Below are 12,049 nucleotides of genomic sequence, written 5' to 3' on the forward strand. Positions count from 1 at the left end.
GACCGGGCAGGGCCGCAGAAGGTTTGAGACTCTCGAAACCCGTCTATTCCGAGACGGCATGCAGTTCTCCTCGGGCCTGGTTGATTTTGTCGAGGGCGTACCGCGCGGCACCCGCGTTCGCCATCGACGCGCCGGCTTCGCTCAGCGACTCGTAAACGTTGTCGCTCAGCACTTCGCGTAGATGGGCGATCGTCACGTCGATTTCGGGAAAAGTGGCTAGTGCGAAAGCGCTAACTGCGAACCCTGCGATGGTCGCGGCCGCCTCATACTGTCCGATCCGATCGAAGTGGGTGGCCAGAACTGCCAGTGGGCTGACCATGTGAGAGTAGCTACCCGTGTCGAAGAAGTTCTTGATCGCAAGGGTCAAGAAGTCGAGGGCGTCCACCGGGTCGCAGTTCGCGGCGGCGAAGGCCGACAAGTTCACCGCGAGGTACGACTCGATCATCCGGTTGCCGCTGGTCTGAGCGATCGTCAGACCCCGGCGCAGCGCTTCGTATGCCGCTGTGGGACTGGCGTCGCGCCAAGCGTAGCCGTACGCAAGCATTGCAAAAGCCTGAGCACCCGGGTTGTCGGTTGCATCCGCGGCCTTCAGCAGATCCTCGGAAGCCGACTTCGCCTCGTCTAACTCGCCCGCGGTTGTCAATGCCATGACCATGGAGCCGCGATTAAAGGCGTTCATACCTTCTCCGAGCGCGAACCGTTTGCGGCAGAGCTCCAGCCACCGGTCGATGGAGCCAACGGTGATATATGTGCCACCCAGCGCCGTCGGCTCGATGTCGTACAGCATCCGATCGAAATGACCGGTACCGAGCATCGCCACGCCCGCGTCGGCGTATTCGACACCATCGTCCAATCTGCCGGTCCGGTAACACTCGGCCGATATCACATAGAGCTGGCCTAACCGCGGATGGCCGACCGCTCGAGCACGATCGATCAGCTCCTCGGCCCATGTCGACGGCTCATGCTGCTCAATCCATCCGCCGAGAAATCCGGCGTAGACGGCGATCGCGGCCGCGGTATCGAGGTCGTCATGAGCGTCTGCCCAACGGAAAGCGGTACGCAGGTCGGCCAACTCGGTGATCAGCCAAACAAACGCCTCACGCTGGCGCGGGCCGTCCCACAGCGCCAGCACGTCGCCTTCCCGTTCGGCGAAGTAGCGGGCGTATGCGTTACGCGTTGCCTCGCCGTCGCCCGAGGCCGCGAGTTGTTCCTCGGCGAATTGCCGGATCGTCTCCAGCATCGAAAACCGGTTCCGTTCGGACGCTCGGTCGGCGATGAGCAGCGACTTGCGCACGAGGGCATCCAGCCGATCAAGAATGATGTACTCGTCGACGTCATCGGATCCGACTACAGCGCACGCACTTTCGATGTCGAAGCCACCCGAGAAGACCGAACACCTTTGCAACAAAGACTTTTCGGCGTCGTCCAGAAGGTCATAAGACCACGCCACCGCGTGACGCAGCGTCTGGTGGCGTTCCGATCCGCGCCGTGACCCCACCAGCAGTTTGAATCGGTCATCGAGACGATCACGCACCTCCGCCGCCGTCATCGACGCCATCCGCGAGGCCGCCAACTCGATCGCCAATGGGATCCCGTCGAGGCGGCGACAAACGTCCTCCACCGCGGTCGTCTCGCCGGCCAACGACCCCGAAACCACGCTTCGAGCGCGTTCAACGAAGAGCTCCGCGGCGGCACCGACATCCAGAGGTGGCACCCGCCACAACCGCTCGTCGGCGACGCCGATTCCCTCGCGACTAGTGGCCAAGACTTTCACGGTCGCCGAGGCCGCGAGGATCGCGTCGACCAGATCTGCGACGCTGTCAACCACGTGCTCGCAGTTGTCGAACACCAGCAGCCGCAACCGGCCCTCCAAAGCGGATGCCACCGACTCGCTGACGTCCTTGCCAGCTTGCTGAACTATGCCCAGCACCGCCGCCACCGCATCGGGCACCGCGGCGGGATCGGCAACAACGGCCAGTTCGAAAACCCATACGCCGTCCGAGAATTCGTCGGCCAGCTGTGTCGCGACTTCCAATGCAAGCCTGGTCTTTCCGACACCGCCGACTCCGGTCAAGGTGACGAGCCGATGTGAACGCAGGGCCGCTCGCACGTCGGAGAGTTCGGTCTCGCGGCCTATGAGGCTCGTAGTAGGGGGTCGCAAGTTCCCTGGGGCCGGGTCGAGATTCCGCAGCGGCGGAAACTCTTTGGATAGGCCCGGCGCTTGCAGTTGAAATACCGTGATGGGGCTCGGTATGTCTCTCAGCCGCCGCGGGCCCAAATTGAGCAGGTCAATTCCGCTGAGGAGAGCCGCGGTTGTGTCCGCGAGCAGGATCTGACCGCCATGCCCGGCGGCCATCACGCGCGCCGCACGGTTGAGCACCATGCCGAAGTAGTCGCCCTCACGCAGCTCGGCCTCGCCGGTCGCCAGCCCCATGCGGACTGGCAATCGCAGCCGCCGCTGGGCGCCGACGGCGGCGTCAACCGCGGATTTCGGCGATGAGAACGCCGCGCATACCCCATCACCGGTGTGCTTGAACAGAAAGCCGCCGTGCCCCTCGATCGCGGCGCGCAACACGTCGTCGTGGGCAAACAGGGCCGACCGCATCCCAGCCGCGTCTGACTCCCACCGACGGGTCGACCCCTCAATATCGGTGAACAAAAACGTCACAACACCCGAAGGCGGGCCGCCCGGGGGCACATGCAAAGGATGCCACACAGCCCATGTCAAAGCTGGCAACCGAAACAAGCTTCCGAGACGCTCATATATCGCCTGTTCCAAGACGAGCTGGGCACCGCTCTCAACCGATCGCCGTTACGGCCAACCAATCCACGGCGCCCTCGGTGACGATCGTGTCGTCCGGCCAGCGGTTCCGGGAGTTGGAGATGGACCGAATCGTCGTCGACGGCAACTTGTCACCCCGGTATCGCAAGGCGTCCAGTTCCTGCGCCCACTACGACGACACCGACGTCAGGAGCCGACCAGTCTTGTCCCGGGTACCGCGACATCTGTTTCCAACAGACCGGCGCCTATGGCCCCGGCGATACGAAGATTAGGTAGTCGACTACGCGTGTGATGCGAGGCGGCGCCACCAAGACTTCGTGGTGAAGGTACTTCACCGACGACCTCTGGGGACCACAATGACCACCACGGTTGATGCGCCGATCTGCCCGAATGTGTTTAAGGCCGGCCTCCCGACGGTTGACTATGACCATTGCCAGAGCCCCGACGAGGCCCACGACATCATCAACGCGGCGCGGAGCGAGGCCCCGATTGCGATCGGCCCGCACGGGCCCGAGCTGCTGACCTATGAATTGGTGCGGACCGTGCTGCGCGACCCACGGTTCCGCGTGCCTCAAGGCATGTTCCTTGCGTCCCAAGGCATCGCCAGTGGCCCGTTATGGGAGCGGGTCGCGACGAACCTGATCAGTCTCGACGGGCCCGAGCATAACCGGCTACGCCGATTGGTGGCCAAAGCCTTCACACCGCGAGCCACCGCGCGGCTCCGCTCGACGATCATGGCGGTGATCACCGAACTGATGGACCGCCACACCCCCGCGGGGCGCTGCGAGGTGGTCACCGACATCGCCCGCCAATTTCCAATCCCGATCATCTGCGCGCTGCTGGGCGCCCCGGCCGACGATTGGAAGCTGTTCTCAGACTGGACCGACGACATCTTCAAGGCCTTCAGCTGGGACGTCGCCGCCCACCAGCGGACCATTTTGGCGGCGTGGGACGAACTCGACGCCTACATCGACGACATGGTCGCCCAGCGGCGGCACACGCTGACCGACGACCTGATCTCCGAGCTGATCCGCGCCGAGGACAACGGCGATCGCCTCAGCGCCGACGACCTACGGATGCTCGCAGCGGGCTTGCTGATGGCCGGCACCGACACCACCCGCAACCAGCTGGCGGCCTCGGTGCACGTGCTGTGCGATCACCCCGACCAATGGGCGCTGCTGGCCCAGCATCCGGAGCTCGCGAACAACGCGGTCGAAGAGACGATGCGACATTCACCGATCGCGGCCGCCACCCTGCGCACCGCCCGCGAGGACGTCCAAATCGCCGGCGTCGTGATCCCCGCCGGCACACTGGTCATCGCCAACACCGCCGCGGCGAACCGCGACCCCACCGTCTACGACGACCCCAACCGCCTCGACATCACCCGTAATGCAGCCCCGGCAATGCAGACGTTCGGCGCCGGCATGCACTACTGCCTCGGCGCGAACCTGGCCAGGCTTGAGCTCGCCGAAGCCCTGGTCGTCATGACGCAGCGCATGCCCAACGCCCACCGGACCGGCCCCGCGCCGTGGAAACCCCTCACTGGAATGAGCGGACCGACAACGCTGCCAATCGAATTCGACTCGGCGACGAGGCCGGTGCGGGATGTCAGCCCCAGCTTGGTGTAGATATCGCAATCATGGCATCGCCTCGGCCCACTTCATGTGTCCCTCGAAGCCCAACGATGTCGCCATGCCGCGGTAGCGGTCACGATAGTCGCGGTAGGCGGCCTCGTCTCCGCGGGCGCGGGCCAGCAGCGCCCTCAGTCGCAGCAATGAGATCTCGTGCAGTATGAAGCCAGGATCAGTCGGCGCAGCCGCCAACTGATCAATCGCGCTTGCGGCCTCGTCGAGATCGCCTTCGCCGCCGCGTTGTAGCAGCGCCTCCACCAGGACACTGGTGGCCAGCGCGGTCCAGATGCACCCGCCGGAGTTGAACAACTCGTCGGCGACAGTGCGAGCCAATTCGATGGCGCCGCCGATGTCGCCGGTCCGCGCCTTTTCCCGCGCGATGTGTACGTCGATTAATGGCAGATTGTTCAAGGCGAACCGGTTGTTGGCGCACCGCTCTCGCACCTTGGCGAGCAACTCAAAGCCACGTGTGCGCGCGGGACCGTCCTGATATGCCAGAGCGAGGCCATGAACTCCCCGAGCCAGGTCAAGGGCAAGATCGTCACCCGATTGCTCAGCTATTGACAGGAATTCCGCCGTGTCGCGCAGGGCCGCTGCATCGGACAGCAGCACCCCGTACGGGATCGCGGGGCCGTACGTGAACCACATGACACCGCCAATTGCCCCTGGATCAGTCAAGAGCGCACGCGCGGTGGTGATGGCCTGGTCGAAGTCATCTCTCCAGCCGGCAATGCCCATGCACCATCGGGCGAAACCGCGCGTGGTGATTGCGAGCGTCAAGGGAGATTCGAAGATCAGGTCGCCTTTGGCGGGATCACCCTCGGCAAGGTCGATGGCGAGCTGGGCGAACCGAAGCACGTCGGCCATTTCGGCGGTGTCATGTTTGGGAAGCATTGCGGCATAGGCCAGCGCGACCGTCAACATTGAATCGCCGATGGCCTCCAGCAGTTCGACGAGTTCGTCGGCGAGCTCCGATGCCTCCCGGCGGTTCGCTTTCATTGTCTGCCACGTCATTTGGCCCGCCATCCCGATGGCGAGCGACTGCTGATCAGCCGCGGCGGTGCACAACTCACGCAGCTCTTCAAACCCGGTGTCGGCGCCACTGCCGCCCACCCGATATGCCTGCGCGCACAAGAGTGTTCGGGGCGCGATACTCATGGTCAAACGATCAGGATCGTCTTGAGCCAGCCGATCGGTGACCCGCCGAGCCCGCCGCCAACTCGTCTGTGCCGCGACCATGTCGCGGAAGGCGGACCACGTGCCGGCACGCATGTGCCAGTCGAAGGCCGCATGCAAATCCCCTGCCGCCTCAACGTGTTCAGCGATCAGCGCCGCATTCTCGTCCGCCGATGCCCGCGCCTCTATCACTGCCGCGAGTCGTCGATGTGATTGCGCGCGAACGGATTTGAGTTGAGACTCGTAGGCAACCGTGCGGATCAGCGGATGGCAAAACGCATACTCGGCATAGGGTGCGAACCTCACCTGATTGACAAGTTCTGCCTCGGTCAGCGGTACCACGTCCACATCGGGGACCAGTGCGGCCAGCAGATCGGCGTCGAATCGCGCCCCGATGACCGCCGCGGCATTCAGCGTCTGTTTGGCCGACGCCCCAAGGCGATCTATGCGTGCGCCGATGGTGGCTTGCAGCGTGGCCGGTACGTCGACATCCTCGGCGTCACCGGACGGTTGGTAGGCGCCAGGCTGGCCGTGCAGCACGCCGCGTTCGGCCAGATCGCGCACGATTTCCTCGACGAAGAACGGGTTCCCGGCCGCGCGGCCGGCAATCTGCGCTCCCAGTTCGCCCGTCGACGACCCGGCGCCCAGTAGCTCAGTCGTCAGCGCCAGGGTGTGCGCATCGGTTAACGGCCGCAACGCAATTGTCTGGGCGCCGGGGATGCGGCCGAGCGCGCCTTGGTATTCCGGACGGTACGTGATCAGTACCAAAGATGGGATCTGGGGCACGACGCCCAGGAACTCGGCCAGCAGCGACTCGCTGATTTCATCGATCCAATGCGCATCCTCGATGACGTACACCGCCGCCTCCGGCCGGTCCACTGCTCCAGCGTTGATCAGGGCGGTCAATCGTCGGCGCCGCGCGTCGGGGGAGATGTCCGGCAGCGTCGTGGCCGCATCACGGATCCCCAGCATGTCGTCCAGCAGCAGCAGGTCTTCCGGGGCGGCAGCCGGGAATCGGTCGCGTACCTGCTTCCGCGCGGCGTCGTCGCTGAGTTCGTCGACTCCCAGTGCCGCGCGCAGCATCCGGGCTACCACGCGGAACGGGATGTCGGTGGCATGCGACTCGCAGTAGGTGCTGAACACCGGTACACCGCGACCGCCCGCCAGCGTGGCAGTTTCACGGACCAATCTGCTCTTGCCGATACCCGCCGGTCCCACGATGTTGACGATGCAGCCCGTCCCCGCGATCGCCTCTTCGAGGATCCCGCTGATGGTCGTGAGTTCCCAAGTACGCCCGACCAGTTTCGATTGGGTGCGGCGCCGCGGCTGGTGCTCGCCGATCGCCAACAAGCGCCGTGCGATCACCGTGTTGCCACCTTTGATGTGAACCAGTTCGGGCTCACCGAGGGCGGCGGCGTTCCGCACCAACCTCGCCGTCGAATCGCTCAGCATCACCCCATCCGGTGGTGCCACCGACTCCATCCGCTGAGCCATGCCGACTTGCTCGCCGATGGCCGTGTATCCCAGCGGCCCCGAACCGATCTCACCAGCGATCACCTGTCCGGAATTGAGGCCGACCCTCAGGCGCAGCTCCACGCGGTCGCGGTGTCGGACGTCGATAGCGAGCCGCTGCGCCGTTTCTTGAAGGCCCAAGGCTGCCAGGCAGGCGCGAATGGCGTGGTCCTCCAACGCTATCGGCGCACCGAACACGGCCATGATGCCATCGCCGGTGAACTTGTCCACGGTGCCGCCGTAGCGCTGGACCACCATCACCGCGCGATCGAGCAGCTCGGCCATGATCTCCCGGAGGCGCTCCGCGCCGACCGCCGCGGCGATGTCCATCGAATGAACGACATCGGCGAACAGGATAGTCACCTGCTTGTACTCCGCGGATTGCGCGGCGTGCGCCACGGGCGTGCCGCATTCACTGCAAAACTTGGCGGCCGTGCCCAAGAGCGTGCCGCACGACCCACAGCTAAGGGCCGCCGCAGTCGGTGCGCCGCGACCGTCGCCGCTGTTGTCCACCTCCGTATCGTGTCACCACTGATCAGCGCTGTCCGACATATCGCGACGCTGTCCCCGAAACAGGGGTTCCTTCGAGCGTGCCCTGAGGGATTCGCGTGTGCGCTGAGGGCGGAACATCCGCCAAATCCGCGCCCTGGCTGCACAGGGAAAGCCCAGGCAGCACAGTCGAGCGCCCCAACCTTGCATTGATTGCATAGATAGCATTGACAGCGCCGGAAATCCGACGATAGTCATCAGGTATGGCGCTGCTGCCAGACCCCGATCCCCGGCAGCGACAGCACGTGGTGATTTCGGTCGACGACCATGTCGTCGAGCCGCCCGATCTGTTCGTCGGCCGGCTCCCCGCGGCGCTGGCCGACGGCGCCCCAAAGGTCGTCGAGACCGACGGGCGGCAGGTGTGGCGCTACGAGGGCCGCGAGTATCCCAACATCGGCCTCAACGCGGTGATCGGACGGCCCCGCGAGGAATGGAGCATGGATGCCGCCCGGTTCGACGAAATGCGCCGTGGCTGTTGGGATATCGACGCCCGGATCGCCGACATGGACCTCGCCGGCATCTGGGCATCCCTGAACTTCCCGTCGCTGATCGCCGGCTTCGCCGGCACCGTCTTCTGGAAGAGCGACGACCTGCAGCTGGGGCTGGCCGCGCTGCGGGCGTGGAACGAATGGCACCTCGAGGCGTGGGCCGGTGCCTACCCCGACCGGATCATCCCGCTGCAGCTGCCGTGGCTCGCCGACCCGCAGCTCGCGCCCGAGGAGATCCGGCGCAACGCCGCGCGCGGCTTCAGGGCGGTGAGCTTCCCCGAGCTGCCGGCCCAATGCGGGATCCCGAGCCTGCACAGCGGCGTCTGGGATCCGTTCTTCGCCGCCTGCGAGGAAACCGGCACCGTCGTGTGCCTGCACACAGGCTCCGCGCAATGGGCGCCAATCCCGGCCCCGGACACGCCTTTTGAAACGATCACCACCCTGTTCCCGGTGAACGGCCTGATCGCCTGCGCGGACATGCTGTGGTCGGGCATCCCGGTGCGGTTCCCAAGGCTGAACATCACGCTGGCCGAGGGCGGTCTGGGCTGGGCGGCCATGCTCGGCGACCGCGCCGATTACGTTCTGGCGCACTCGGCTTCGGGCCACGAGGGCGGGGCGTGGAAGAGTGACCTGCTGCCCAGCGAGGTGCTGCGGCGTAACTTCTGGTTCTGCTCGATCGACGACCCGCACGCGTTCGGCGCGCTGGACGCGATCGGGGCCGACCGCATCCTCGTCGAAAGCGACTACCCACACGCCGACTCCACCTGGCCCGACACCCAACAGGTGGTGGCGCGCAACGTCGCCGGCCTGTCGGAACAAGACGCCGACCGGATCACCCACCGCAACGCGGCACAGCTGTTCCGCCACCCGCTGCCGGACGACGGGTGGCTAGGCACTTCGGCCACAGTGTAGGAGGCTTGCCATGTTGGACCTGCTCATCCGCGACGCCGAGATCGTCGACGGCACCGGTGCGCCCGCCCGCCACGGCGACGTCGGGGTCAGTGACGGGCGGATCGTCGCCGTCGGCGAGGTTGATGACATGGCCGCCAAAACCGTCGACGCCCAAGGGCAGGCGCTGGCACCCGGCTTCGTCGACCTGCACACCCATTACGACGCGCAGCTGTTCTGGGACCCGACCGCGAGCCCGTCGGTGCAGCACGGCGTCACCACCGTCTTCGGCGGCAACTGCGGCTTCACGCTGGCACCCGCGGCGTCCGAGCAACACGACTACCTCACCCGGATGCTGGCGCGGGTGGAAGGGATGCCGCTGGACGCGCTGCGGGCCGGCCTCGACTGGGGATGGGCGTCGTTCGGCGACTGGCTGGGCCGGCTCGAGGGCCGCATCGCCGTCAACGCGGGGTTCCTGGTGGGTCATTCGGCGCTGCGGCTGGCCGCGATGGGCGGCGACGCCGTCGGCGGCGAGGCGAGCCCGGATCAGATCGAAAAGATGGTCGCGGTGCTGCACGACGCGCTCGGCGCCGGCGCACTCGGAATGTCGACCTCGCAGTCGCCCACCCACAACGACGCTGCCGGCCAGCCGGTGCCGTCCCGCAGCGCATCGAGAGAAGAGCTGGTGACCCTCGCGGCCGCCCTCCGCGGCCACCCCGGTACCACGCTCGAGGCCATCATCGCCGGTTGCCTGTCGGGCTTTACCGACGACGACATCGCACTGCTCACCGACATGTCGGTGGCCGCAGACCGCCCCCTGAACTGGAACCTGCTCGGCGTCTCGGCCGCAAACCCGGACGGGCACCGGCGGCAGTTACGGGCCTCGGAGATCGCCGCGGGGCGCGGTGGCCGGGTGGTGGCGCTCACCTTGCCGCAGGCCATGAAAATCCGGCTGTCGTTCCTCTCCGGCTTCGTGCTCGACGGGCTGCCGGGCTGGCGCGGCACGATGCACCTGCCGGTGCCCGAACGGCTTGTCGCACTTGCCGATCCGGCGGTGCGCCGCCGCCTCGCCGAGGGAGCCGCCTCGAAGGAGGCCGGCATGCTGCGCGGCCTCGCGCAATGGGACCGGCTCGTCATCGTCGAGACGTTCGCACCCGCGAACGCCGACGCGACCGGCCGCAGCGTCGGCGAGGTCGCCGCCGCCCGGGGCGCCGAGCCCTTCGACACGCTGCTGGACGTCGTGATCGCCGACGAGCTGCGCACCGGGCTCAGCCCGCCGCTGACCGGTGACGACGCGGCCGACTGGCGGGCGCGCGCCGAGGTGTGGCACCACCCTGGTGCCGTGATCGGCGGCTCGGACGCGGGCGCGCACCTCGACATGATGTGCGGGGCGATCTACACGACGTCGCTGCTCGGCCGCGGTGTCCGCGAGTACCAGGTCGTGACGCTCGAGGAGGCCGTCCGGTTGATTACCGACGTGCCGGCCCGGCTCTACGGGCTGACCGAACGCGGCCGCATCGCGCCGGGCTGGCACGCCGACCTGGTGATGTTCGACCCCGCCACCGTCGACCACGGGCCCGAGCGCACGCGCTATGACCTGCCCGCGGGCGCGCCCCGCCTGGTCGCCGACGCGCACGGAATCACCTCGGTGCTGGTCGGCGGCGTCGAGGTCTGCCGCGACGGCGCCGCCACCGGTGCCCTGCCCGGCACCGTGCTGCGGTCCGGGCGCGACACCGAGACGGTGTCGGCTCATGGCTGAAGCGGCTTACCCGACCACGGAGGAATTCGACCCGGCCGGGCTGCAGGGCGGGCTGCTCATGCAGGTCGAGAACGTGCACGAGCGGTTGCGCGAGGCGCGGGCCGCCCACCCGGTGATCGTGGGAGATCCCTTCGCCGAGGTCAGCGCCGCGCAGGTCGGCGAGTTCGGCGTGACGGTCCTCGGGTACGAGGAGTGCCAGGCGGTGCTCACCCACCCCGACACCTTCTCGTCGTCGATCTACGACCGGATCATGGGCCCGGTCATGGGCCGCACGCTGCTCGAACTCGAGGGAGCCGAGCATCGGGCCAGCCGAGCGCTGGTCTCGCCGTCGTTCCGCACGGCGCTGCTGGAGCGCTGGCGCACCGAACTCGTCGAGCGGGTGGTCCACGAGCTCATTGACCGGTTCGCGCCGCGCGGGCGAGCCGAGCTGGCCCGCGAATTCACCTTCGCGTTTCCGGTCCAGGTCATCGCGCGGATCATGGGCCTGCCGCGGGAGAACTACCAGCGCTTCCAGCGGCTGTCGATCGAGTTGCTCAACGTGGTCTACGACTGGGATCGCGGCATCGCCGCGTCCGCCGAGCTGAAGGCCTACCTGGCGGAGATCCTCGCGGAGCGGCGGCGTCACCCGCAGGACGACTTGATCAGCATGCTGGCGGAGTCGGAGATCGACGGCGCGCGCCTGACCGACGACGAGATCTTCGCGTTCTTGCTGCTGATCCTGCCCGCCGGCGTCGAGACGACCTACCGCGCCTCGGGCAACCTGCTGGTCGCGCTGCTCACCGAGCCGCCGCTGCTGGCGGAGCTGCGGGCCGATCGCGGCAAGCTGCGCGGCGCCTTCGAGGAGGCCTTGCGCTGGGAGCCGCCGATCACCACGGTGGTACGACGGGCGGTCCGCGACTGCGAGCTCGGCGGGCTCGCGATCCCGGCGGGCACGACCGTCAGCGTCAGCGTCGCCGCCGCCAACCGCGACCCGGCGCGCTACCCGGACCCGGACCGCTTCGACCCCAGCCGCAAGAACATCGCCCACCTGACGTTCGGGGGCGGCCCGCACCTGTGCCTGGGCATGCACCTGGCGCGGATGGAGGGGACGGTGGCCATCAACGCGCTGCTCGACCGGCTGCCCGACCTTAGGCTGGATCCGGCCGCCCCGTCCCCGCAGGTCGTCGGCGTGGCGTTCCGTTCGCCGGACGCACTGCCGGTCGAGTTCACTCCGGCTCCGGCCTGATTGCCCGCCTCGCCCCCGCAAGCGGGAGGTACCCCCACC

Annotated in this window: 6 protein-coding genes; 4 read left to right on the plus strand and 2 right to left on the minus strand. The window is 67.1% G+C overall.

Annotation, left to right across the window (positions count from 1 at the left end; genetic code table 11):
* Window positions 1-43 precede the first annotated feature (43 nt).
* Entirely contained in the window at window positions 44-2,605 is a 2,562-nt protein-coding gene (locus JWP83_RS20790) for an AAA family ATPase (RefSeq protein ID WP_367185657.1), read from the minus strand.
* A gap of 533 nt (window positions 2,606-3,138) precedes the next feature.
* Between JWP83_RS20790 and JWP83_RS20795 the strand changes: the two genes are divergently transcribed.
* Window positions 3,139-4,410 carry a cytochrome P450 gene (locus tag JWP83_RS20795; RefSeq protein WP_297734034.1) on the plus strand — a complete coding sequence of 424 codons (1,272 nt, stop codon included), beginning with the start codon at window positions 3,139-3,141 and terminating at the stop codon, window positions 4,408-4,410.
* 9 nt (window positions 4,411-4,419) lie between these two features.
* On the opposite strand, the gene JWP83_RS20800 is transcribed toward JWP83_RS20795, so the two are convergent.
* Window positions 4,420-7,614, minus strand: a complete 3,195-nt coding sequence (locus JWP83_RS20800) for an adenylate/guanylate cyclase domain-containing protein (protein WP_297734037.1) — start codon at window positions 7,612-7,614, stop codon at window positions 4,420-4,422.
* Window positions 7,615-7,853: 239 nt separating this feature from the next.
* On the opposite strand from JWP83_RS20800, the gene JWP83_RS20805 reads away from it, so the two are divergent.
* Genes JWP83_RS20805 through JWP83_RS20815 form a run of 3 tightly spaced genes read left to right on the plus strand, consistent with a single transcriptional unit; the run spans window position 7,854 to window position 12,010 of the window.
* Entirely contained in the window at window positions 7,854-9,050 is a 1,197-nt protein-coding gene (locus JWP83_RS20805) for an amidohydrolase family protein (RefSeq protein ID WP_297734039.1), read from the plus strand.
* A 10-nt stretch (window positions 9,051-9,060) separates the two neighbouring features.
* Window positions 9,061-10,785: an amidohydrolase family protein gene (locus tag JWP83_RS20810; protein ID WP_297734042.1), complete on the plus strand. Its 1,725-nt coding sequence runs from the start codon at window positions 9,061-9,063 to the stop codon at window positions 10,783-10,785.
* A complete protein-coding gene (locus tag JWP83_RS20815) occupies window positions 10,778-12,010 on the plus strand; it encodes a cytochrome P450 (RefSeq protein WP_297734045.1) in 1,233 nt (410 codons plus the stop codon). Before JWP83_RS20810 ends, JWP83_RS20815 begins: the two co-directional genes overlap by 8 nt.
* Window positions 12,011-12,049 lie beyond the last annotated feature (39 nt).

Source organism: Mycobacterium sp., assembly GCF_025965855.1.
Taxonomy (GTDB): Bacteria; Actinomycetota; Actinomycetes; order Mycobacteriales; family Mycobacteriaceae; genus Mycobacterium.

Bases quoted from the DNA above. Each gene is read 5' to 3' on its own strand.
- JWP83_RS20790 (WP_367185657.1), bottom strand. From the start codon at position 2,605: ATGCGGTCGGCCCTGTTTGCCCACGACGACGTGTTGCGCGCCGCGATC.
- JWP83_RS20795 (WP_297734034.1), top strand. From the start codon at position 3,139: ATGACCACCACGGTTGATGCGCCGATCTGCCCGAATGTGTTTAAGGCC.
- JWP83_RS20805 (WP_297734039.1), top strand. From the start codon at position 7,854: ATGGCGCTGCTGCCAGACCCCGATCCCCGGCAGCGACAGCACGTGGTG.
- JWP83_RS20810 (WP_297734042.1), top strand. From the start codon at position 9,061: ATGTTGGACCTGCTCATCCGCGACGCCGAGATCGTCGACGGCACCGGT.
- JWP83_RS20815 (WP_297734045.1), top strand. From the start codon at position 10,778: ATGGCTGAAGCGGCTTACCCGACCACGGAGGAATTCGACCCGGCCGGG.